The organism is Leptolyngbya sp. AN10 (assembly GCF_050565645.1).
In the GTDB taxonomy this organism is placed as follows: Bacteria; Cyanobacteriota; Cyanobacteriia; order Leptolyngbyales; family Leptolyngbyaceae; genus Leptolyngbya.
Genome location: NZ_JBNXVP010000016.1, coordinates 1 through 23,339 on the forward strand (window position 1 = coordinate 1; position 23,339 = coordinate 23,339).

General features: G+C 49.6%; 18 protein-coding genes. 9 read left to right on the forward strand and 9 right to left on the reverse strand.

Annotation, left to right across the window (positions count from 1 at the left end):
* Positions 1-153: 153 nt before the first annotated feature.
* The 3 genes from ACQ4M5_RS21590 to tnpA all read right to left on the reverse strand — a co-directional run bounded on the left by ACQ4M5_RS21590 (position 154) and on the right by tnpA (position 3,135).
* Positions 154-423 (reverse strand): hypothetical protein, encoded by a 270-nt coding sequence (locus ACQ4M5_RS21590; protein WP_017291684.1) that lies wholly within the window; start codon positions 421-423, stop codon positions 154-156.
* Between the two features lie 145 nt (positions 424-568).
* Positions 569-2,494: a TonB-dependent receptor plug domain-containing protein gene (locus tag ACQ4M5_RS21595; RefSeq protein WP_017291683.1), complete on the reverse strand. Its 1,926-nt coding sequence runs from the start codon at positions 2,492-2,494 to the stop codon at positions 569-571.
* A 206-nt stretch (positions 2,495-2,700) separates the two neighbouring features.
* Positions 2,701-3,135 carry an IS200/IS605 family transposase gene (gene tnpA / locus ACQ4M5_RS21600; protein WP_017291682.1) on the reverse strand — a complete coding sequence of 145 codons (435 nt, stop codon included), beginning with the start codon at positions 3,133-3,135 and terminating at the stop codon, positions 2,701-2,703.
* Positions 3,136-3,410: 275 nt separating this feature from the next.
* Here tnpA and ACQ4M5_RS21605 point away from each other — a divergent pair, with 275 nt between their 5' ends.
* Positions 3,411-4,175, forward strand: a complete 765-nt coding sequence (locus ACQ4M5_RS21605) for a DDE-type integrase/transposase/recombinase (RefSeq protein ID WP_017291681.1) — start codon at positions 3,411-3,413, stop codon at positions 4,173-4,175.
* Between the two features lie 75 nt (positions 4,176-4,250).
* Here ACQ4M5_RS21605 and ACQ4M5_RS21610 read toward each other — a convergent pair whose 3' ends face one another.
* Complete coding sequence (locus ACQ4M5_RS21610; RefSeq protein ID WP_017291680.1) at positions 4,251-4,676, reverse strand: ISL3 family transposase; 426 nt, start codon at positions 4,674-4,676, stop codon at positions 4,251-4,253.
* 57 nt (positions 4,677-4,733) lie between these two features.
* Positions 4,734-5,975, reverse strand: coding sequence for an ISL3 family transposase (locus tag ACQ4M5_RS21615; RefSeq protein ID WP_017291679.1), 1,242 nt, complete (start codon positions 5,973-5,975; stop codon positions 4,734-4,736).
* Positions 5,976-6,007: 32 nt separating this feature from the next.
* On the opposite strand from ACQ4M5_RS21615, the gene ACQ4M5_RS21620 reads away from it, so the two are divergent.
* Positions 6,008-6,313, forward strand: a complete 306-nt coding sequence (locus ACQ4M5_RS21620) for a transposase family protein (RefSeq protein WP_017291678.1) — start codon at positions 6,008-6,010, stop codon at positions 6,311-6,313.
* A gap of 22 nt (positions 6,314-6,335) precedes the next feature.
* Positions 6,336-7,625 (forward strand): hybrid sensor histidine kinase/response regulator, encoded by a 1,290-nt coding sequence (locus ACQ4M5_RS21625; protein WP_017291677.1) that lies wholly within the window; start codon positions 6,336-6,338, stop codon positions 7,623-7,625.
* On the opposite strand, the gene ACQ4M5_RS21630 is transcribed toward ACQ4M5_RS21625, so the two are convergent.
* The 3 genes from ACQ4M5_RS21630 to ACQ4M5_RS21640 are packed head-to-tail and all read right to left on the reverse strand — an operon-like array spanning position 7,586 to position 8,948.
* A complete protein-coding gene (locus ACQ4M5_RS21630) occupies positions 7,586-8,209 on the reverse strand; it encodes a sensor histidine kinase (RefSeq protein ID WP_199323938.1) in 624 nt (207 codons plus the stop codon). The genes ACQ4M5_RS21625 and ACQ4M5_RS21630 overlap by 40 nt on opposite strands.
* Positions 8,145-8,669, reverse strand: coding sequence for a hypothetical protein (locus ACQ4M5_RS21635; RefSeq protein WP_199323937.1), 525 nt, complete (start codon positions 8,667-8,669; stop codon positions 8,145-8,147). The genes ACQ4M5_RS21630 and ACQ4M5_RS21635 overlap by 65 nt, the downstream gene beginning before the upstream one ends.
* Positions 8,670-8,729: 60 nt before the next feature.
* Positions 8,730-8,948, reverse strand: a complete 219-nt coding sequence (locus tag ACQ4M5_RS21640; RefSeq protein ID WP_199326397.1) for a hypothetical protein — start codon at positions 8,946-8,948, stop codon at positions 8,730-8,732.
* A gap of 221 nt (positions 8,949-9,169) precedes the next feature.
* On the opposite strand from ACQ4M5_RS21640, the gene ACQ4M5_RS21645 reads away from it, so the two are divergent.
* Entirely contained in the window at positions 9,170-10,069 is a 900-nt protein-coding gene (locus ACQ4M5_RS21645; RefSeq protein ID WP_017291676.1) for a transposase family protein, read from the forward strand.
* 31 nt (positions 10,070-10,100) lie between these two features.
* Here the strand turns inward: ACQ4M5_RS21645 and ACQ4M5_RS21650 are convergent, their stop codons facing one another.
* Positions 10,101-10,433, reverse strand: a complete 333-nt coding sequence (locus ACQ4M5_RS21650) for a response regulator (protein WP_017291675.1) — start codon at positions 10,431-10,433, stop codon at positions 10,101-10,103.
* 169 nt (positions 10,434-10,602) lie between these two features.
* On the opposite strand from ACQ4M5_RS21650, the gene ACQ4M5_RS21655 reads away from it, so the two are divergent.
* From ACQ4M5_RS21655 to ACQ4M5_RS21675, 5 genes are all read left to right on the forward strand, one after another.
* Positions 10,603-10,725: a helix-turn-helix domain-containing protein gene (locus tag ACQ4M5_RS21655; RefSeq protein ID WP_199323936.1), complete on the forward strand. Its 123-nt coding sequence runs from the start codon at positions 10,603-10,605 to the stop codon at positions 10,723-10,725.
* A gap of 263 nt (positions 10,726-10,988) precedes the next feature.
* The gene (locus tag ACQ4M5_RS21660; protein ID WP_430677754.1) at positions 10,989-13,331 is read left to right on the forward strand and encodes a PAS domain S-box protein; all 2,343 of its coding nucleotides are present in this window, start codon (positions 10,989-10,991) and stop codon (positions 13,329-13,331) included.
* A complete protein-coding gene (locus tag ACQ4M5_RS21665) occupies positions 13,321-16,188 on the forward strand; it encodes a hybrid sensor histidine kinase/response regulator (RefSeq protein ID WP_017291670.1) in 2,868 nt (955 codons plus the stop codon). Before ACQ4M5_RS21660 ends, ACQ4M5_RS21665 begins: the two co-directional genes overlap by 11 nt.
* Before the next feature lie 54 nt (positions 16,189-16,242).
* Positions 16,243-19,494, forward strand: coding sequence for a PAS domain S-box protein (locus ACQ4M5_RS21670; protein ID WP_430677755.1), 3,252 nt, complete (start codon positions 16,243-16,245; stop codon positions 19,492-19,494).
* A gap of 54 nt (positions 19,495-19,548) precedes the next feature.
* Positions 19,549-23,271, forward strand: a complete 3,723-nt coding sequence (locus tag ACQ4M5_RS21675; RefSeq protein ID WP_017291668.1) for a GAF domain-containing protein — start codon at positions 19,549-19,551, stop codon at positions 23,269-23,271.
* Positions 23,272-23,339 lie beyond the last annotated feature (68 nt).

Below are 23,339 nucleotides of genomic sequence, written 5' to 3' on the forward strand. Positions count from 1 at the left end.
TTGCCAGATTTTTAGGAGTAGGGTCGCTCAAGAGGATGCCCTCACGACAACTTTGAATAGTTTGAACCTTACTGTTATTTGCGTACTTGCCTACAATTCCTTACGATCTTTTAACCTGAGTAGTTACGATACTCTACAATTTTTGTCCTGTACTTAGATGTTTGCTATTTCCGAAGAGATCAGAAACAGTCCGTTTTTGTTCTCAAGCTGAAAAACGCGCTCTCCCACTTTGACTGACAATCCTGTAACTTTCTCAGTCCCACTGTTGGTGAAGCAAACTGAATCAGGAAAACCATCATCAAACGCATCGAGCGGGTAGTATCTAAACCTTGATACATACAATCCACGATAGCGAGGAAATGGACGTTGGGCAATCGTACATTCCCGATCACTATAAGCAAGTAAAAGCCTTACAGAATTCATAAGCAAGAAGTTAAGCGGTCATTCGTTTCAGCATTAAGCGAATCGTCGTCTACGTTTAGATTCTCCTTATAAATCAGCTCCAAGGTTGAGAGCTAAAGGAATTCAGAAGCTTGACACTTACGAAAACCAATTAATCCGGCAATGCCTAAAAATCTGAAACTAGACCAATTCGATAAGTCAAACCAGGTTGATAGATCCGGTTCACTTTTTCATAGCTATGATCGGCAAGATTTTCGAGAAACACGCTGAGACCTAATCCACGAGCAATGGGAATCCGCAAGCCTAGATCAAAACTGATCCAGGCGGGTGAAAAATCACGAGAACTATCGCTCGCAAGCGTAAATAAAGCGCGTCGTGCGCCACTGAAGTAATTGGCAAATAAATTGACTTCCCAGCCGTTTGAGGCATAACCAATTCCAAAGCGTGCCACTGAAAACGGAATCGTACTCAACTGCAATCCTTGTTCTACACCACTACCAATCCTGGCATCGGTGTAAGTGTAGTTGACAAACGTAGACCACTGTGGCGCAATCTGCCAGCGCAATGCTGCCTCAATGCCGTTCGTGTTGACTAATCCAATATTCGCCCATTGCCCCGACTGAACGGCAATGCGATCGTTCAACCGACTACCAAAGTAAGTGAACTGTGCTGCAAAGCTCTGAGACAGTTGTACATCGATCCCAGCCGTCCAAGACGATCCGGTTTCAGGCTTGAGATTAGGATTGGGCAACCAATTGTGAACCGTATCAAACGCATACAGTTGATCCAAGCCCGGATTACGATGCACAGATACCCAACTACCTCGCAGTGCAAGATTAGGAGAGACTGCCCATCGTGTTCCAACACTAGGATTGAGATAACTGCCAAATTCACTCGTAAAGTTTTGACGCAAACCAAATTCGGCTTGGAAACTGTTGGTAATTTGCCAGGTATTTAAGGCAAACAAAGCAGTTTGAAAGCGATCGCGGTCGAACCCACCGTTAAATTGGGCTAGTTGCGGCAGCGTACTAAAGGCTTCTCCATTGAGCAGCGAATTTTGTAAGTCAACGCCCCATCGCAAATTGTTCGTTTTGCTGGTTTGCCAGTTATGTTCGACTCTGGCATTGAAGCCGCGAGAATTTACGATCCCTCGGCGAAAGAATGTGGTTTGTGTGGGTCCGTAAGTGCTGAAATAGTCTTGATTAAACGACAGAGTTGTATTGAGCGTTGAATCGTCTCCACGACCTAGCGCTGCTTTCCAAGTCAAACCGACATTCACGGTATCGTGATCTAAACGATCGCGCTGTAAGGGAAATCCAAAATACAACAAGCCGCGCCGACTGGTCACAGTCGAAACATCTAAACTGAGTGAGTTGCGATCGTTGAGGTCAAAGCTCAAGTTACCGTAGTAATTATCTTGAGTCGAATCGCCATTAAACAATCGTCCATCCGGACCTCGATTTGCGGCTCCAACCGGAACAAAGTAATCGTTATCTGCCTTAAATCGTTGATAGCTAAATAGATAGTTGACCGCTCCGAGTGCCCCTGAGTAGCTGCCGCGATAGTTCGAGGTGCTAAATGATCCCAACTGAGCAAAGCCATTAAACTGAGGAATGCCAGTTCCTTTCTTGGTAACGACATTAACAACACCCCCGATCGCTTCAGATCCATAAAGCGTGGCAGCCGTTCCGCTCGTGAGTTCGACTCGCTCGATCGCACCTGTGGGAATTGAGCTTAAATCAGTGCCACCATGATAAATATTCACATTGGTGCCGATCGGTCTTCCGTTAAGCAGGAATACAGACTGATTGATTGAAGCTCCTCGATAGAAAGTTCCAGTGTGAATATCGGCTCCAAAGCCAGCATCATTGACCGCAAATCCGGGCAACCTCCGCAAAATTTCGGCTAAACTATCCGCACTCTCACGCCGAATTTCATCGGAGTCTATCGTATAGACCGGAGTTGAGGTTGGCTTCTGAAGCTTTTCGACTCCAATAATTTCTTCCTCTTCTGATGATGGGTCTGAATCCTGTTGTGCGATTTCTACAGGGTTGCGCTCAATCTGATCCTGCAACGATTCAGATTGCAGCAAACGAGCATCCGTAAGCGGCTTTTGAAAATCACGAAGATGAGACGGTGTGAATAGTTGCTGTGAGATACCTGCATCTGGTGAAGAATGCTCGGTAAGCGTGGTGATAGATGAAACCGGAGTAATAAACCTCCGGCAGAGCCGAAGGCTTTAACGTATGTGCGCCGCTCAAAGCGGCAGTTCAGCACCTCCTGAAGGAGGCATTCGGGCTACTCGTTGAAGAAATTCAATTGATCCACCCGCTGATCTTCTTTTTCTTGATCCCGGATGTACTGGCGCACTAATGCCTCATCACGTCCCACCGTCGAGACATAGTATCCTCTTGCCCAAAAGTGTTGTCCCGTAAAGTTCTTCCGCCGCCCCTGATACGTTCTCGCAATGCTAATCGCACTTTTGCCTTTGATGTATCCCATCACTTGCGACACCGAGTACTTCGGTGGAATTGAGATCAGCATATGCACATGATCGCTCATCAAATGTCCTTCCTCAATCCGACATTCCTTCTGCGCTGCCAACTCTCGGAACAATTCGCCTAAATGCTGCCGTAGCTCGTAGTACAACGCTTTTTTTCGATACTTGGGGATGAATACCACATGATATTTGCACTCCCACTTCGTATGACTTAAACTTCCGATATCTTTCATTTTGAGTCTCCTTGCACGAATCACTGTGTTCGTGTCTTTGAGACTCTTTCTTAGATTCCTGGAACTGTCAAACTCTGGGAGTCCCCCAGCCGAGCTGGGGGTTTACCGAATTAATTATTTTTCGTAAATTTCTGGAATAGGTTGTCTCAGATTAAATTACGTTTTTTGCGGAAAGTTACGAACGGAGAAATTGTGTAAAGCGAGAACAGAAGCGACCTTGGACGGGTGTAGAGTAACAGCGTCGAATCTCAGATTAAATTTCGCAGCAGTAGGGCATGACGATCGAGGAAGCTGAGCCAGTACCCGTTCCAGACAACGCAGGCGTCAAAGTGCGATCGCGGTCGTTGACGCTCGCTGAGCAAGAGCGCGTCAAATCGATGCAGCGGTTGGCAAATGCGCCGGATCGCCCAACTTATCTCGCGCTTCAGCAAGAGGTTGCCCAGCAATTGAACATGACGGTGCGAAACGTGCAGCTTTTGATGAAAGCGTGGCAAACCAAAGGAGTCGATGGCGTTGTGCGACAAGAGCGATCGGATCGGGGAGAGCGGCGACTCGACGAAGATTGGAGCGATTACATTCTGGAAACGTATCGGGCTGGGAATCGGGGTGGACGCAGAATGAGCCGTGCCCAAGTTGCCGTTCGAGTGGCAGCACGGGCATTAGAAATCGGCGATAGTCATCCATCGAGCCGAGCGAGTGTGTATCGCGTTCTGCAAAGTGAGATGGATCGACAAGAGGAGCGATCGCGCTCCCGTTCCATTGGCTGGAGTGGCGAAACCTTGCTCCTGAAAACCCGTGAAGGCTTAGAAGTCGAAGTCAAAGAAAGTAATCAAGTGTGGCAATGTGACCACACGCGGGCGGACTTATTGGTTGTGGATCAAATGGGAGAAGTGTTAGGACGACCGTGGCTAACGACGATCGTGGATACACATTCTCGTTGCATCATCGGCATTAATTTAGGAATGGAAGCACCGAGCGCCGTCGTCTATGCCGCGTCAACTACCGGAACTTGTCCACTTTTGGTGAAGCAAGCGAGCTAGACACTGTGGTATCTGATTGTTGTCAGTCTACTTGAAGGTTCGTAGCAACTTCTTATGATAGGCTTACCAGATAGCTCAATTTGCTACTAGAAACCGTCGCCTCAGCAGTTCGATTCCAGCCCGACCATACATTTGCCGCTTCAGAAGCTTTAATCGATTGATTTGCCCTTCTACTTGACCATTGCTCGCACTAAGCTTCATTGCGGCTTGAACTGCAGCAAAGTCCTCCTTCAAACCATTGGCAAAGTTGACAAAAGCAGCAATTTGGCTGTGTAATGCCTGGTCTAGCCATGCCTCAAAGTGCTCCGGTTGTTGCTCTCGAACTAATCGAGCAAACGATTGAGCTAAATCAATGGCCAGAGCAAACTGAGGAGAGGACTGTAAAGCATTAAGCAATTGCTGTTCTCTTAGAGTTTCAGGCTCAGTTTTGCGTAAAACTAACCAAGTGGCTCGATTCGCACTCAAAGGTGGATGCCAAGCAGTTGGCGGTGGGGCATTCATTAATGGCAAAGCAGGTAAAGATAGTGCTGTTGGTTCTTTGCTGGGTTCTTCGCTTGCTCACCACTTCAAGTACCGTCTCAACGTTCGGTCACTGCCTTTGTACCCTTGAGCTTGAAGTTCCGCCAACAGCCCGACGCATCGATGACCCAGTGTACAGCGTTGCAGTATATAGTCTCGATAAGGACTTGCTAGGTTCTGACCATAATCAGCCCGATGTTGATGCTCAACGTGTTTCGGTTTATTGAGGTCGCGCTGTACGGTTCGGATACTCATCTCGGTATATCGAGCAATCGCTTCAGTTGACCATCCTTGCTCAAAAAGTTGCCAAACCACATGATGTAACGCGCGACGACGTTGATAGTATGTCTTCATGGGTACATCCAAGCGCTCTAACACTGTGGATAAGGGTTCGACAGTCTCAATAGATTCTCCTTGATTGCGGCTTCGTTCAAGCTCCTCACGATTCTGATGATCTGTATGAGTAGACGTAATGTGTCGCAAGTCACTGTTGTGGCTCCTAAAAACTTGCTCTAACACCTCAGCCAAGTTATGAATCAGGTGAAAGCGGTCTGCAACTTGAATCGCATTCGGCGCACCTTGACTCATCCCGCTTTTGTACACCGGGGAACGGTCACGGGACAGGACTTCAACTCCAGGCTGCTGTCTCAGCCATTCTGCAAGCAGGCTCGCATCCCGCCCTTTGAGTAGCGCAATCGGCTTTCGTGCGTCTAAATCCACTAAAATCGTTCCGTAACTCAAGCGCTTACAAAAAGCAAAATCATCCACTCCTAAAGTTTTGGGAACTTCGTAAGCAGGCAGTGGCTGTCTGAACAGCAATCTCAGCAAGGTATTTCGGCTCACACCACAATGTATCTTTTTACTCAATTTTGTGCCTGCTGCACCCCCTAAACCCAGCGCAATCTCATACAACTGTTCGGCTAAACGCTGCGTTCGTCTTGCCCAGGGTTCCATAACATCGGGAAGACGCTCAGTAAAAATTCGCCGCTCACAGCGAGAATTCCGACAAAAGAACTTTCGCACCGTTATTTCAATTCCAATGCGGTAGTCTGCCCATGCCAGATCAGCCAGTATCAGACGATAGCGACTATGAACTTGCTTGGCTCGCTGTTCACATAATGGGCAAGGATTACTAGATTGTGTTGAACAGACGAAAATAGTAATAACGTGCTGGTCGCGATCTACCTGGTAGTCTTGAAGCTGTAGATGTTCTCGATTAGGTAATAGTTCGTTGAAAAGTTCCACATTCAAATGGAAAAAGCTGTTATTCCATTTTGACATCTAATTCACCAAAAGTGGACAAGTTCCGGTAGTTGACACTTCATACCATTCCCACTGAAGTCGCCATTGCTGTAGATTTGGGGTTTCAAGGGCTACAGAATCAGTACGACAACATCAAAATCGGGCACAAGAAGCCAAAAAAGCAGGCGTTGACTGAGCAACAGAAACAGGAAAATCGGGAGTTGAGTCAGCATCGGGTCAAATGTGAACACGCTTTTGCGGGAATAAAGCGATACAATGCCGTGAGCCACGTTTACCGCAATCATGTCGCCGATTTTGATGATCGTTTAATGTTGACTGCAGCAGGTTTGTGGAACTTTTACTTGATTGCTGCTTAAATCTCAAGTTATCCAGTTCGTTATGATGCTGTTCAAACTTCGCTTTTATTTCGCAAGAGGTCTATTTAAGAAAAATCTCGAAGTCCAACAGCAAGCGGCCCAATTAATTGCTAAAACTGCCGAAATCATCCGCGCTCAAGCGGCTCGTCAACAAGCGGAAAATGCGAACCGTCTGAAAGATGAATTTCTCGCGATCGTCTCTCACGAACTCCGAACACCGCTCAACTCGATTCTCGGCTGGTCCCAACTCTTGCTCGATCGTGAGTTTGATCCAGCGACGACCCGACGAGCATTAGAAACAATCAATCGGAATGCCCAAGCACAAGCGCAACTGATCGAAGATATTCTTGATGTCTCTAGATTGATGCGCGGCAAAGTTGAACTCTCGATTCATCCGATCGATCTCGCTTCATTCCTTGATGCAACGGTGGAGTCCGTCCGTCCCCAAGCTGATGCTAAATCGATTCAGCTCTCGATGCACCTTGATCCCACGATTGGGAAAATTGAAGCAGATCCGGTACGATTGCGCCAGATTATCTGGAATTTGCTCACGAATTCGATCAAGTTCACTCCAGAAGGCGGACAGGTCGAATTGCAAGTGATGCCCGCGAATAGCCGGATTGAACTACAAATCCGCGATACGGGAATTGGCATTGACCCCACATTTCTACCCCACATTTTTGATCACTTCCGGCAAGCCGATAGTTCTTCAACTCGTGCCCACGGCGGACTGGGATTGGGACTCGCAATCGTGCGTCAGTTAGTTGAACTGCACAATGGCAAAATCGAGGCGCACAGCCAAGGATGCAATCAAGGAACAACCTTTAGAGTGCATCTACCGATTTCCAATTGGCATCCAGAAACGATCGCTGATTCGGCACCCAACGTAATGGCAGCGACTACAGTGGAGGAAATCCCCTCTCTCGAACAGCTTCAAATTCTCGTGGTCGAAGATCATACAGACAACCGTGAGATGGTTCAGAAAGTTCTCGAAGAGGCGGGAGCGATCGTTATTGCGATGTGCTCTGCTGAAGCAGAGATCGCCGCTCTAGAACATACCCAACCCGATGTAATTGTGAGCGATATAGCCATGCCTGGAGAGGACGGTTATGACTCGATTCGGCACATTCGCGCCTCTAGAGGGCGAGACATTCCGGCGATTGCCTTGACTGCCTATGCTCGACCCGAAGACCAACGCCAAGCGCTCAATGCTGGCTTCCATAAGCACCTCTCAAAGCCGATTAATGCTCAAGAACTCGTCAGGATCATTGCTCAATTGGTGGAACGCTCTAATGGGTGCAGTGGTAAGTAAATCGTGAATTTCGCACCCTGTCCAATTGAACTGCTTGCTGTGATCGTACCTCCATGTGCTTGAATGATGCGCTGTGCGATCGCGAGTCCCAAGCCCGTACTATTGCCTTTACGGGACGGATCACCCGTATAAAACTGCTCAAAAATTCGAGGTAATGCAGTTGGCTCAATCCCCGGTCCTTGATCCTGAATCGTAATCACGACTTGTTGACCGTCTCGTGCGCCAGTAATAGAAACCTGAGAATTTTCTTTGGAATGCTTGATGGCGTTGTCCAGAATGTTTAATAAGGCTTGTAAAAGTCGTTCTGGATCGCCAACGAGTGAAACCTTTGCAACATTGAGATGCAGGGACATTTGACGAGCTTGCATTCGCGTTTCGAGCGCTCGAACGGCACGGTTGATGAGTTGCTGGAGATCAATCTGCTGCTGCTCTAACAAGGTTGCTCCGGCTTCTAATCGTCCCAAATCGAGTAAATCATGAATCAATCGGGCTAATCGTCGTGTTTCATCTTCAATCGACTCAAAAAAGCGATCGCGCAAGTGCGGTTCTTCCACGGCTCCATTTTGCAGGGCTTCTACGGTCACTTGGATATTTAATTGGGGTACGCAGTTCGTGCGAGACATTGGCGAGAAACGTCCGACGCTCTTGATCGAGTGAGGCTAACCGTTCACTCATGCGATTGAGTTCGATCGCGAGTTCATCCAATTCATTACTTTGACGAATGCTGAGTTTATCACCAAACTGACCGCTACCCAAGCGAATCGCAAAATTTCGCATCGTTTGAATCGGGATGGAAAAACTCCTCGCTAAACGATCGCTGATCACCGCACACAGCAGCATCGTTAGCAACAGAGTTCCAATGACCATCCACCATAAAAACGAAAATTGCCGCTGAAATTGCTCTAGTGTCACCGACATCCGCAACACGCCCAAAAGCTGTCCATTTCGCCGAATCGGGTGGGCAACATACAAGCGATCGTCGTTCGCTAATACCCCTTTTGCGGTTCCCTGCACCATCTGCTGATTTTGTAAAGCTTCTCGCACACCTGGAACTGCTAGCCAGTTTGTGATGCGGTAGTCTTCATAGGCAGAGGATGCCAGTAGCTAGCCTTTTGGACTCAAAACACGCACGGTTACTGTTTCGGGTTTACCATGACGTTCCATCAACTGCTGCACCCGCTGAACGTTTTCTTGCTCTAACTCATCTGCAACACTTTCACTAATGGCGGTCGTCCAATTTTCTAAATCCGTTTGTCGCATCTGCATAAAGTACGCGGAGAGCGATCGCAACAGAAACCCTGCCATCAGCGACGTTCCCAGCACCGTGAGCAGCTAGTAAGTGAGTAACAGCTTTGTGTGTAACGAATTCCACTTGATTGAACCGCATCGTTTCAACCACATTGCCCCTAATCCACAGTTGGTGATCCTTCTCCCGCCGAGCGTCGCCGCAAAACCGCTCGAATGCGTGCCAACAATTCTCGCGTGTTAAATAGAGTTGTTGGGAAATAGAGGATAATAGACAGAAATCCTGTGAATTGCATCTGATGTTGAACCTTGAACGCGCCCTAAACCAAGATCGCTTGCTTCGAGCTTTGACTGGACTGAATCGTAAAGCTTTTGATGCCCTGCTGCCGAGTTTTGAGCAAGCGTATGAGGCAAGCCGCAGTGCGGCAAAGCCAGTCCGAAAACGAGCAAAGGGCGGTGGGCGCAAAGCCAGGTTGAACAGCACAGAAGCGAAGCTGTTTTACATTTTGTTCTACTTTAAATGCTACCCGACCTTTGATTTAGCCGGGATTTTGTTTGACCTTGACCGTTCTCAGACGCATGAATGGATGCATGAACTGCAACCGATTCTCGAAACTGCATTGGGGCATGAGTTAGTGTTACCCGAACGCAAGTTACGCAGCATTGACGCTTTCATGGAGATGTTTCCAGGCGTGGAACGGGTGATGATTGATGGAACTGAGCGTCCGATTCAACGCCCTCAAGATGCAGAACAGCAGACGCAAAACTACTCCGGCAAAAAGCGTCGTCATACCCGCAAGCACCTAGCGGCAGTAGACCAAACCAAACGAGTGTTGGTGTTGAGCAAAGCCTGCGAAGGAAAGCTCCACGACAAGCGCTTTGAAGCCCAAGAAGAGATTGCGTTTCATATCCCAGATGAGATTCCCATTGAAGTCGATTTGGGGTTTCAAGGCTTGCAGTCCGAGTACACGAACATTCGCATTCCGCACAAGAAACCGAGAGGGGGTGAGTTAAGCGATGAGCAGAAACAAGAAAATCGCAGTTTGAGCCAATCGCGAGTTCTCTGTGAGAATGCGTTTGCAGGCATCAAGCGTTATGGTGCGGTGAGCGCAATCTATCGCAATCGTATAAAAGATTTTGATGACCGTTTAATGCTGACTGCTGCTGGGCTCTGGAACTTTTACTTGATGGCTGCTTAATCTGATGGCAAAAAGCAGGAATCTCACAACTCTACAACTTATTCCCCAACAACTCTAATGGCTTCGTGATGTAGTCATCGGCTCCTGCTTCGAGTCCCCACACTTTGTCGATGTCTTGATCTTTTGCGGTCAGCATCACAATGGGAACATCGGAAAAGGCTCGGATGCGCCAACACACCTCCATGCCGCCTACCTCCGGTAGCATCAGATCCAGCAAGATCACATCCGGCACTTGCTTGTGAAATAGTTTCAATGCAGCAGCAACGTCCGCTGCGGTTGTGACTTCATAGCCCTCTTTCTGCAAAGCGTAACTCAGGCTATCCCGCAGAGGGGCTTCATCATCAACCAGTAAGACATGAGGCATGATTCGCAACTTAGGCAGCCCGCTATAGAGTATGTCCCTCGTGTCTATTTTCATACCTCCCACCTGAGGAATAGTTTGCCATCATCCCGAATTGCAAAATCTGCCTCTAGTCGGGTTCCTCAGTATCCCTTGTGCCCTATTCTTCCTCCTAAAGGAGAAGAAAAAGACAATGCCAATCACGAAATTATCAAATACTGCAACGTTAATCCGTGACCTGCGACAGCGACTCAACCTATCTCAGGAGAGTTTTGCAGCTCGGCTAGGGGTTTCGTTCAAAACCGTTAATCACTGAGAGAATGGGCACACTACACCTTTACCGATGGCGTTGAAGCTGATCGCAGAATTGGTACGACAAATCGATCACCCTGGCATCGCGCTACTGAAACCGTATTTTCTAGAGGAAAACTCACCCATATACCCCAGTACTAATAGAAACCGAGATAACCTCCAATCCAATGAGATTAAGCCAGTTGGCTGGAAGGAAAGTAGGAATTTATGATTTCAGTTGAGTGAAGTCCGTCACCCTCTATGAATAAACTGCTTTCCCTTAACCCGATGGTCATCAATGATTTACGTCTGCTCGATCTTGTTCCCGTGGCAACCTACGTCTGCGATCGTAGGGGGCAAATTCAATCCTTCAATCAGGCTGCCATCGAAGTATGGGGGCAAGTTCCTAACGCAAAGGCGACCGATGAGGCATTTCATCACGCCTTCAACTTATTGAACTTCAATGGTCAATCGGTTTGTTATGCTGACACACCGATCGCTGAAGTGTTAAGGACAGGCAAAGCAGTGAAGAACAGGGCACTTCTCATTCAACGAGCAGATGGCTCTGAGGTTGCTGTTTTAATTAACGCTGTACCGATTGTGGACAATCAAACACTAGTCGGCGCGATCGCAAGTTTACAGGATATTACGGAACAGCATCGCACCGAACGGTTGCTTCAGAGCGTTTTGGACAATACACCAGGGGTTATTTATATCAAAGACCAGGAAGGACGACTCTTGATGGTCAACCGTCATTTTGCTCAATTGGCAGGTCGCTCAGTCGAAGAAATTGTGGGAAAGCGCGATCGAGAAATTTTTTCCGACCCAAACTTGGAGGAGATTTTAGAGAACGATCGCCGGATATTAGCGGAAAACAAGCTGGTGCAACTAGAGGAATCGCTGGATCTCCCTGATGGTCGTCACACCTTTCTCTCGATTAAACTCCCTGCTGAAGATGTCGGCTTTCCGGGTAAAGTCCTGTGTGGGTTTACGACGGATATCACTGATCGTAAACGAGCCGAGTCCGCCTTACACCAAAGCGAGGAGCGATTGCGGATTGCTCAACAGGCAGCCAAAGCGGGTGTATGGAATTGGGATATTGTGACGAATCAGGTCACTTGGTCAGCAGAATATTATCAACTCTATGGACTTGATCCGGCAACAACTCAGCCCTCCTACGACAATTGGTTGGACTCGATTGTGGAACAAGACCGCGATCGCGCCGATCGCATTGCCCGTGAGTCTCTAGAACACCAGAGCGATCTCAATGTCGAGTTTCGCGTTCACCACCCCATCCACGGCGCACGCTGGATCACAGCGATCGGTCAAACCTTCTATGATGCAGATCATCAGCCGATCCGGATGACTGGGATTGCGCTAGATATTACCGAGCGCAAACAGGCTGAAGCCGAGCGCGAACACCTGCTACGACGGGAACAAGCCGCACGAGCAGAAGCCCAAGCTGCCAACCGCATTAAAGATGAATTTTTAGCGGTGCTGTCTCACGAGTTGCGAACGCCGCTGAATCCGATTTTGGGCTGGTCAAAACTGCTGCAAAGCGGCAAACTGAATCAGGCTAGGACGCTGGAAGCCTTAACCACGATCGAACGCAATGCGAAATTGCAGGCTGAACTGATTGAAGATCTATTCGATGTTTCGCGGATTCTGCAAGGTAAACTGAGCCTGAACATGGTTCCCGTCGATTTAGCTGCGACGATTCGAGCCGCAATGGAAACGGTGCGGTTGGCGGCTGAGGCGAAGTCAATTCAGATTCAGACAGAGCTTGATACTTCAGTTAGAAAAATTCTAGGGGGTTCCGCCCGCCTTCAGCAAGTGGTTTGGAATTTGCTCTCCAACGCGGTCAAATTCACACCGACTGAGGGACGAGTCAATATCCGGCTAGAGAACCTTGGCGATCAAGCTCAGATGATCATCCGAGACACGGGCAAGGGCATTGCTCCAGATTTCCTGCCCTATGTGTTTGACTACTTTCGCCAGGAGGACGGTGCAACAACTCGCAAGTTTGGCGGACTGGGATTAGGACTCGCAATCGTCCGTCACTTAGTGGAACTGCACGGCGGTACGATTCGAGCAGAGAGCGAGGGAGAAGGACGGGGAGCAACCTTTATCGTTCGGCTACCGCTGATGCCAACCCAAGCAGAGACAGACACAGAGAGTTTAGAGCCTGATCTAACCCTGGGTTTAGATGGGATTAGGGTTTTAGTAGTCGAGGATGAGACGGATACTCGCGAATTGATTGCCTTTCTCTTAGAGCAGGCTGGGGCACAAGTGTTAGCGGTTGCTTCTGGCTTTGAAGGGTTGGCAGTTTTCACTCAATCCAAACCTGATCTTCTGTTGAGCGATATTGGAATGCCAGACATGGATGGCTATATGTTGCTCCAGCAGATCAGAGCCTTACCCGCAGAGCAAGGCGGAAAGATTCCCGCGATCGCGTTGACTGCCTACGCGGGAGAAATGAATCAGCAACAGGCAATTGCAGCCGGGTTTCAACACCATCTGGCAAAACCAGTCGAGCCAGAGGAACTAGTCAGGGTGATTGCGTCAGTAAATGCTGCAAATGCTCACCGCATGAAATCAAGTCGGGCTAAGGAGAAAAACGATGGTCACTAGGACAATCACTGCAAAACTACAGCGGTTTTTTCCAGCCCAGTTCGATCTGGAAATCCAGGCTTCGGTCTGGCGCTACAGTATTGCACTGCTGGCGGTCGCTGCTGCCCTGAGTATCACGCTGCTACTCGATCCCCTGCTGCGAGGCACTCCGGCTGCCTTGTTTTTTGTTGCAGTGATGATCAGTTCTTGGTTAGGAGGATTCGGGGCGGGCTTGTTCGCAACGCTGTTGTCTACGGTCGCTCTAAACTATTTTTTCCTTGAACCACTCTATTCGCTCGATTTAGCTAACCTAAGAGCCGTGTTCCAGTTGAGTGTGTTTGCGATCGCGGCAATCTTGATCAGTTCTTTGAATGAAGCTCAACGGAGTGCCAAGAAACGCGCCGATGCAAACCTGAAGGCTTGGCGTGACAGCGAAGCCCAATTTGCTCATCTGTCAGAGGCTAATATCATCGGCATTTTTCAGGCAGATCGGAACGGCTCGATTACCGAAGCAAACGATACTTTTCTGCAAATGTTAGGTTACACACGGGAGGATTTGCTGTCTGGGCGAATTCGTTGGAACGAGATAGTCCCCCCAGAGTATCAGGAAGCAACTCAGCGATCCGAGTGGAACCAATGTAGCCATGCCCAGCAAGAACGCTGCACGACTGACGTTTGCACTCCGTTTGAAACAGAATACATTCGTAAAGATGGTGCGCGAGTGCCCATGCTTCTGGGTTCGGTGACGCGGGACGAGCAGACCGTGATTGGCTTCGTGCTGGATCGAGGTGAATTCAAGCGCAACGAAGCAGAACGTCAGCAAGCAGAAGCCGCATTACGCGAACGAGAACAACGCCTCGACTTGGCAACAAGCGCGGCGAACCTAGGCGTATTTGAATGGAACATCCAGACCGATTATGCCGTTTGGGAAAACGCCCGGATGTACGAAATTTTCGGGCGCACTTTGGCGGAAGGCACACTGAACAAAGTCGAGTTTATCAACAACGTCATTCATCCCGAAGACCGAGAGGCGTTTGAACTGAAGTTAGCAGAAAGCATGATGCAGAACAGCTCCTTTCAGGGAGTTTGCCGCATTCGTCGGCACGATAAGGGTCAGTGGTGCTGGGCTGAGTTTAGTGGACAATTCGATTTAGCACCCGACGGTACGCCCCTTCGTTTGATTGGGGTTATCGGGGACATCAGCGATCGTAAGCAAGCTGAAGCCGAACGTGAACAATTGCTGCACCGATTGGAGACGAGCTTAGGGCAACTCGAAGCGGTGATTAACCACATGGCGGAGGGCTTAGTGGTTGCTGACCCGCAGGGCAACATTCTCACATTTAATCCAGCCGCGCTGGCGATACATGGATACGATTCGCTTGAGCAAGTCCAGCGACACTTACACAAGTTCCCTGAGACGATTGAGGTGCATGATTTGCAGGGGAGTTTCGTCCCGATGGAGCAATGGCCCATCGCCAGAGCTTTGCAGGGTGAAACGTTCTCCAATTGTGAGATCCAAGCTCATCGTCGCGACATTGGTAGAACCTTTATTGGCAACTATGGCGGCACGCCGGTTCGGGATAAGCAAGGGCAGGTGATCCTCGCGATCGTCACCCTGCGCGATGTGACTCAGCAACGACACGCCCAAGCTGAATTGGCTCGTAGTTTGGTGGCAGAACAAACGGCTCGTGAAGAAGCCGAACGAGCGAACCGCATCAAAGATGAATTTTTAGCGGTGTTGTCCCACGAACTGCGATCGCCGCTCAATCCGATTCTAGGGTGGACGAAACTGATGCAAAGCCAGAAATTTAGCCCAGAAAGAGCGGCTCAGGCACTCGCCACGATCGAACGGAATGCCAAACTGCAAGCCCAATTGATTGAAGATTTGCTCGATGTCTCGCGGATTTTGCAGGGCAAGATGGTGCTGAACATCAGTTCCGTGAATTTGGCAACGACGATCGAGGCAGCGATCGAAACCGTTCATCTAGCCGCAGAAGCGAAAAACATTGAGATTCATACAGCCCTAAACGATAATGAGAGCGTGGTTTCAGGAGATGCGGCTCGGCTCCAACAAATTGTTTGGAATTTGCTCACCAATGCCGTCAAGTTTACGCCACAAGGCGGACGGGTCGAAGTGCGCCTCGATCACTGTGACAGGTTTGCTCAGATCCAGGTTCAGGACACAGGCAAAGGCATCAGCCCTGACTTTTTACCCTATGTGTTTGACTATTTCCGTCAGGAAGATGGAGCCACGACCCGCAAATTTGGCGGACTGGGATTAGGACTCGCGCTCGTGCAGCATTTGACCGAACAGCACGGTGGAACAGTTCGCGCGGAAAGTGCCGGGGAAGGACAAGGAGCAACATTTACAGTTCGCTTGCCATTACAATCTTTCCCCTCAGCAACTGACCTAGAACGGTTCCCGACAACTTCAACGGCTGACTTACACAACGTGAACATTCTGGTGGTCGATGACGAAGCCGATACGCGCGACTTGATGCTGACGATTCTAGAAGCACAAGGGGCACAGGTCAAGGTGGTAGCCTCAGCAACGGAAGCCCTAACGATTCTGGCGCAATGGCAACCAGATGTGTTAATCAGCGATATTGGGATGCCGGAGATCGATGGCTATATGCTGATGCGCCAAGTACGACTTTTCGAGGCTTCACAACGGGAATTGCCGTCCGCCCAACCTGGAGGAAGGATTCCAGCGATTAGCGCAAAGCGCAACTGCGTAGCGATCGCACTCACTGCCTATGCCGGAGAACTTGACCAGCAACAGGCGTTGAGTGCTGGATTCCAACAACACCTTGCCAAACCGATTGAGCCAGACAAATTAATCGAAGCGATTGTCAACTTACTCGATCGCCTGCGATAACAGCTCTTGTCGCTAAATCTTCCCTAGTTCATTCCCTAACATTGAGTTCTAAAAATGCTTAACAACCAGACATCCGGTCACGATTTCTCCGAGCAGCACAATGGGCAAGCGACTGAAACTGGATCATCAGCGCTCGTTTCTGGAGATGATCGGGTTGGGATGGTGTTACAACTTGCAGACGGAAGCATTCAAGCCTGTAACACAGTAGCGGAAAAATTTTTGGGATTTACCCTGGCTCAAATGCAGGGTTGCCACTACATCGATTGCCCTTGGCAGACGATCCGTACCGATGGCTCTCCTTTTCCGGGAGATAGTCATCCCCCAATGGTGGCACTCCGAACGGGACAACCCGTGACTGGCGAAGTCATGGGAGTTTATCAACCGAATGGGGATTTGGTCTGGCTGAAGATCAACGCCCAACCGCTCTTTCAGCAAAACAACACAGTTCCTTGGGCGGTGGTCACAACCTTCGCGCCTCTGTCCGAGATTGAAATGTGCGATCGTTTTCTCAGTCAGGGAGTCCCAGCGATACTGTGGATCAATTTGCCAAAGGGCGAGTGCAGTTCTGCCAATCAGTGGTTCTATGACTACACCGGACTACCGCTTGGCAGTGCAGAAGGATGGGGTTGGACAGTTGCGCTTCACCCGGACGATCGAGACCTCGTTCACCAGGGCTGGCAGCGATCGACCCAGCAGGGACAACCGTTCGAGATGGAGTATCGCCTCCGCAGAGCCGATGGAGAGTACCGTTGGTTCCTGAGCCGCAGTTCGCCAGTTCAGGACAGCAGTGGCAGAATTCATCACTGGTTCGGCGTTGCTGTGGATATTCATGACTTCAAGTGTTCTCAGGAAGACCTCCAGCGTCGCGAAGCCATATTCCGACGATTGGTAGAAATCAGCATGTTTGGCGTAGCGATCGGGGACTTCAGCGGCAAAATGCTGTATGCCAACGATGCCCTGCTCAACCTGATTGGATACAGCCGAGAAGAACTGGAAGCAGGTCAAATTCTCTGGATTAATCTCACACCACCAGAATACTTACACCTTGATTTGCAAGCAGGGGAGGAACTCCGCCAGCACAGAGTGAGTACCCCGTTTGAAAAGGAATACTTCCACAAAGATGGACATCGCGTCCCAATTTTGATCGGTGGAGCGCTGATCGATGAACCGCATACCGAACAGGAACTGATCGTTTGTTTCTATCTAGATTTGAGCGAACTCAAGCAAACAGAAAATTCTTTGCAGGAAGCGCTAAAACGACTGAACTCCCATGTGGAGAACACCCCAATGGCGGTGATCGAATGGGATGCGAATCTGATTGTTCGACGGTGGTCGGGTGCTGTGTCTCAAATGTTTGGTTGGAAGGCAGAGGAAGTGTTGGGCACCTATATCAGTGATCTGAACCTGGTGTATGAGGACGATACTCCAATCATCACGGAAGTTTCCCAACGCATCCTATCTGGCACTGAACCTCAAATTATTTCCCAGAACCGCAACTACACCAAAGACGGCTCCATCCTTCACTGCGTCTGGTATAACTCCACGCTCACGGATGCGACTGGGCAAGTGGCCTCGGTTCTCTCCTTGGTGATGGATATCACTGAGCAGGTACAGGCAGAAGAGTTGCTGCGTCAAAGCGAAGAGCGATTTCGACTGGCGGCACGTGCGGTTGCGGGCATGGTGTATGACTGGAATGTGCAAACTGGGGAAGTTTATCGTTCTGAAGGCGTGTATGAGTTGATCGGTTTCCCTCCTGAAGCGGTTCCCCAGAACTCGGCTTGGTGGGGAGAGAAAATGCATCCAGAGGATTACCACCAAGTCGAGCAGCACTGGGCAGCGATCGTATCCGGGCAGAGCAATCACTATGATGTGGAGTATCGGATTCGTCATCGAGCGGGGCATTGGGTCAATGTCTGGGATCGGGGCTATCTCATCCGCGATCGCCAAGGTCAAGTCGTTCGGGTCGTTGGCTCTACGACCGACATTACGGCTCGTAAACAGATTGAACAGCAACGAGAACAGCTTTTGCGCCGCGAACAAGCCGCACGGGAACAAGCAGAACTCGTCAGCCGCATGAAAGATGAATTCCTCGCTGCCATTTCCCACGAACTCCGTACTCCCCTCAATCCGATTTTGGGTTGGACAAAGATGTTGCAAACGCATCAGTTTACACCAGAGAAAGTCAGCCAAGCCCTGGCGACGATCGAACACAATGCTAGATTGCAGGTGCAACTGATTGAAGACTTGCTGGATATCTCTCGAATCATGCAAGGCAAGTTGTCGCTGAATGTAACTCCCGTGCCACTGCAATCTATCATTGCTGCTGCAATAGAGACTGTACAACTCGCGGCTGACGCTAAAGCGATCGCGATCCAAACCTCTCTTGACCCAGATGTGCAACCGATTTCAGGCGATGCGGCTCGATTGCAACAGGTGATGTGGAATCTGCTCTCCAATGCGATTAAATTCACACCCACAGGAGGGCGCGTGGAGGTCGGATTGTCATGGGTTGATGCGGATAACGCTAACGAAAACGCGACACAACCGTTGTGGGTCAGCGATGATTCACCCAACACCCATGACCCAGCACCCATGACCCAATATGCCCAAATTGTCGTCCGTGACACTGGCATTGGGATTTCGCCAGACTTTCTGCCGCAGGTGTTTGAGTATTTCCGTCAGGAAGATGGAGCTACGACCCGACGGTTTGGCGGTCTGGGATTGGGACTCGCGATCGTCAAACGGATTGTTGAACTGCATGGAGGGACAATCTGGGCAGAGAACGCCGGAATGGGACAAGGAGCCACCTTCACGATTCAGTTGCCGCTACGGAGGGAATGGGGCGATAGAGCCATGAGAAAATGGATAGACCATCATTCCACAACGCTCTCGCCTGCTCAATCGCTCACGGGTTTACAGATTTTAGTAGTGGATGATGATCCCGATTCACGGAATTATGTAGCATTTTTGCTGGAGCTGGAGCAGGCGATCGTGACCGCCGTAGATTCCGCAGCCGCAGCGTTAAGGATCTTGTCCCAGTCCCAACCAGATATCCTACTCAGTGATATTGGGATGCCTCAAATAGATGGCTATGAGTTAATGCAGCAGATTCGTTATCACCTTCGGATCAGCGAGAAACAGCTTCCAGCGATCGCGCTCACTGCCTATGCGGGGGAACTGGATCATCAGCAAGCCCTGGCTGCCGGATTTCAGCAGCATCTTACCAAACCGATCGAGCCAGAGCAATTAGTGAATGCGATCGCATCCCTTGTGGGTAAACAGCCTGACCCCCTCAAGCCAACTTAGTCAGGCAACGTATCTTCTCCGCTCACTTTCAAATTTTTCCCTGGATCGATTCCCATGACTGAAGCTCTTACTCCTGCCGCGACAGCAACTGACCTTACCCCTGCGGTTTCCCTGAATGAAGCAGAACGTTTAGAAGCACTGCGGCGCTACGATATTCTGGACACCCCCCCCGAAACTGCCTTCGATCGCATCACCTCACTAGCAGCCCGGTTATTCGATGTCCCGATCGCGCTGGTGTCGTTGATTGATGAATCGCGAGGCTGGTTTAAGTCTGCCTATGGATTCCACCTCCAGCAAGTCGATCGCGATTCAACGATTTGCAGTTTAGCGCTGTTGTCTGACAAAATTCTGGTCATTCCTGACACGCGGCAAGACGATCGCCTCGGCTGCAATCCCTTTGTCCAAAGTGAATCGGGTGTACGATTCTATGCGGGTGCGCCGTTAATCACCCATGACGGCTTTAATTTGGGAACACTTTGCTTGCTCGATTCCCAACCTCGTGAGGCACTCACCGATCAACAGGAAACAACACTGATTGATCTTGCCGCAATGGTGATCGATGAACTAGAGCTTCGGTTAGCCGCCCGCAAAGTGAAGCAAATTGATGCTGCATTACTGGAAGTTACCCAAGGCGTGTCTGCAAGAGTCGGCAGTGATTTTTTTACAGCGCTGGTGCAACATCTCACAAAAACGCTAGGGGTTGACTATACCTACATTGGGTTAGTCAGCGGCAAGGAACAAGAGAGCATTCAGACGATCGCGGTCTGTGCTAAAGGGCAAATCATTGATAACTTTGACTATTGGCTGCGAGACACTCCCTGCCGTGAAGTCCTGCAAAAACGAGAACTGTGTTGCTATCCAAATCGTGTTCAAGAGCGGTTTCCCAATGCGCCACTTTTGGAGCCTTTGAGTATAGAAAGCTATGTTGCGATTCCATTTTTTGATGCCACAGGGACACCGCTCGGATTACTCGGCGTGATGGATACGAAACCTCTAGCGGATGTCCAGCTTGCGGAATCGCTCCTAGCTATCTTTGTCCTCCGAATTACGACCGAACTAGAGCGGCAGCAGACCGAAGCAGCGCGGCAACAGACACAGCAAGATTTAGAAAATCTGATTGCACAGCGAACGATCGAGCTATCTCAAGCCAATGATCAACTTCAATTAGAAATTACAGAACGACAGCAAGCCCAAACTCTGCTGGAAAAAGAGCAAGAAGTACTCAGCATACTACTAGACACTGTGCAGGCAGGGATTGTTGCGTGCAATGCCGAAGGAATTTTGACCCTGTTTAATCAGGCAGCACGAGAATTTCATGGGTTGCCAGAACAACCGTTGCCACCGGGTCAGTGGGCAGAATGCTACGACTTATATCAGCCCGATGGTAAAACGTTACTGACACAAGACGAGATTCCATTGTTTCGGGCGTTGCAGGGAGAAACCGTACAGAATGTTGAAATGGTGATTGCCCCGAAACAGGGCACTCCGCGAACTCTGCTAGCCAGTGGACAGGCAATTGTCGATCGCCAGGGACAGAGCCAGGGAGCGGTCGTAGTCATGCATGACATCACCGAGCGTAAACAAGCCGAAGCGGAGCTACTGATCTCGGATGTTGCATTACAACAAATGCCAGATGCCATTCTGATGACTGATTTAGAAGGCAAAATTCAACGGTGGTTGGGGAATGCGGAGCAAATTTTTGGCTATACGGCAGCAGAAGCGATCGGGCGACCCGTCAATTTCCTGCATCACCCGAATATCCAACCGACAAAGTTGGCAGAAATGATTCGGATCATGGACGAAACGGGAGGATTTTTCGGGGAAGTTCCCTGTCAGCGCAAAGATGGTTCAGAGGTGGCGATCGAAACTACTGCTAGAACGGTGTACAACAAAGCCGGAAATCCTCTTTTCTTTATTGGCATTAACAAGGATATTACCGAGCGCAAACAGAACGAAGCCGAACGCGCTGAATTGTTACGGCAGCAGGTTCAAGAGCAAACGGCACGACTTGAAGCCGAAGCAGACCAGCGAAGAGCCGCGTTTCTCTCGGAAGTCAGCACGGTTCTAGCGTCTTCTTTAGATTGCGAGCACACACTAACCCAGGTGGCGAACCTTGTCGTGCCATTTTTTGCTGATTGGTGTTCAATCGACCTCGTGCAAAATCAATCTATTCACCGCATCGCTGTGGCTCATCGTAATCCGGCAAAAGTGGAATTGGGGTGGCAAATTCATCGACAGTTTCCCGTGGCAATGGATGCAGCCCAAGGAGTGCCCAAGGTACTGCGAACAGGAATGTCAGAACTCGTGGCTGAAATTTCCGATGCAGCCCTCGCTGCTGCCGTGCAGAATGAGCAACATTTGCAACTCCTGCACGAACTGGGTCTCAAGTCCTGCATTCTCTCGCCACTGGTGGCACGAGGACAAATTCTAGGCGCAATTGCTTTTGTCACCGCAGAATCCGAGCGCCGTTATGGGGAAGCGGATCTGGCGTTAGCAGAAGACATTAGCCATCGAATTGCGATCGCGATTGAAAATGCTCATCTCTATGAAGCAGAACGCACGGCTAGAAGTGCAGCAGAAGCCGCCAATCGAGTCAAGGATGAATTTCTTGCCGTGTTGTCCCACGAGTTGCGAACCCCGCTCAATCCGATTCTGGGGTGGACGAAGATACTTCTTAGCGGCAAGTTAGATGCAGCAAAAACGGCTCATGCGCTAGAAACGATCGAACGCAATGCCAAACTGCAAACCCAACTGATTGAAGATTTACTCGATGTTTCCCGAGTTCTGCAAGGCAAACTCAGCTTGAACATGACTCCGGTTGATCTGCGATCGACGATTGAAGCCGCCCTGGAAACGGTGCGGTTAGCGGCAGAGGCGAAATCGATTCAGCTTCAGACGAGTTTTGCTCCAGAACTTGGGCAAGTTTTAGGCGATGCGGCGCGGCTTCAGCAAATTGTCTGGAACCTACTCACCAATGCTGTAAAATTCACACCGAGCGGTGGAACGGTAGCTGTCCGGTTAGAAGTCGTTGAACTTTCTAGATCCCCAGTAGAAAATTCAACTCAACCCTCCTCTAGAAGCCAAAGCCGACAACGCTATGCCCAAATTCAAGTGACCGATACTGGTCGAGGTATTGACCCAAATTTTCTGCCCCATGTGTTTGAATATTTTCGGCAGGCAGATTCATCGATCACCCGTCAGTTTGGTGGCTTGGGACTCGGACTTGCAATCGTGCGTCACCTCGTCGAACTACACGGCGGAACCCTCGGCGTAGAGAGTCCTGGAGAAGATCAGGGCGCAACCTTCACCGTAAGACTGCCACTCATCCAGGACGCAGGCAAAAGTATCAAGACGGGGGCTGACCTAGATTCACTTTCCCTGTTGCCTCATCCCTTAGAAGATATTTGCGTTTTAGTCGTGGATGATGAACCGGATGCACGAGAGTTAGCCGTCTTTATTCTGGAACAAGCAGGCGCGAACGTGACTGTTGCTAGCAGTGCGATCGAGGCACTGGCAGTCTTTTTCCACAGCAAACCCGATGTGATTGTCAGTGATATTGGGATGCCGGAAATGGATGGGTATATGCTGCTGCAAAAAATTAGAGAACTGCGACCTGCACAGCAAAGTCCGGCAATCGCGCTCACTGCCTATGCAGGAGAACTAAATCATCAGCAAGCCCTAGCTGCCGGATTTCAACAGCATCTTGCTAAACCCTTAGAACCAGAGGAGTTAGTCAAAACAATTGCAAGTTTACTGACGAGGAGAAAGGTTGGCTAATTAATTTTTCCCAAAAGTATTACTTCAAAGTGTGTAAGACGATTTCTAGTGACTGCGCTGCGTTAAAT

What these genes read in the sequence shown, in the direction of transcription:
- ACQ4M5_RS21590 (WP_017291684.1), bottom strand. Translation starts at nt 423, where the DNA reads ATGAATTCTGTAAGGCTTTTACTTGCTTATAGTGATCGGGAATGTACG.
- tnpA (WP_017291682.1), bottom strand. Translation starts at nt 3,135, where the DNA reads ATGAAAGATATCGGAAGTTTAAGTCATACGAAGTGGGAGTGCAAATAT.
- ACQ4M5_RS21605 (WP_017291681.1), top strand. Translation starts at nt 3,411, where the DNA reads ATGACGATCGAGGAAGCTGAGCCAGTACCCGTTCCAGACAACGCAGGC.
- ACQ4M5_RS21610 (WP_017291680.1), bottom strand. Translation starts at nt 4,676, where the DNA reads ATGAATGCCCCACCGCCAACTGCTTGGCATCCACCTTTGAGTGCGAAT.
- ACQ4M5_RS21615 (WP_017291679.1), bottom strand. Translation starts at nt 5,975, where the DNA reads ATGTCAAAATGGAATAACAGCTTTTTCCATTTGAATGTGGAACTTTTC.
- ACQ4M5_RS21625 (WP_017291677.1), top strand. Translation starts at nt 6,336, where the DNA reads ATGATGCTGTTCAAACTTCGCTTTTATTTCGCAAGAGGTCTATTTAAG.
- ACQ4M5_RS21645 (WP_017291676.1), top strand. Translation starts at nt 9,170, where the DNA reads ATGTTGAACCTTGAACGCGCCCTAAACCAAGATCGCTTGCTTCGAGCT.
- ACQ4M5_RS21650 (WP_017291675.1), bottom strand. Translation starts at nt 10,433, where the DNA reads ATGCCTCATGTCTTACTGGTTGATGATGAAGCCCCTCTGCGGGATAGC.
- ACQ4M5_RS21655 (WP_199323936.1), top strand. Translation starts at nt 10,603, where the DNA reads ATGCCAATCACGAAATTATCAAATACTGCAACGTTAATCCGTGACCTG.
- ACQ4M5_RS21660 (WP_430677754.1), top strand. Translation starts at nt 10,989, where the DNA reads ATGGTCATCAATGATTTACGTCTGCTCGATCTTGTTCCCGTGGCAACC.
- ACQ4M5_RS21665 (WP_017291670.1), top strand. Translation starts at nt 13,321, where the DNA reads ATGGTCACTAGGACAATCACTGCAAAACTACAGCGGTTTTTTCCAGCC.
- ACQ4M5_RS21670 (WP_430677755.1), top strand. Translation starts at nt 16,243, where the DNA reads ATGCTTAACAACCAGACATCCGGTCACGATTTCTCCGAGCAGCACAAT.
- ACQ4M5_RS21675 (WP_017291668.1), top strand. Translation starts at nt 19,549, where the DNA reads ATGACTGAAGCTCTTACTCCTGCCGCGACAGCAACTGACCTTACCCCT.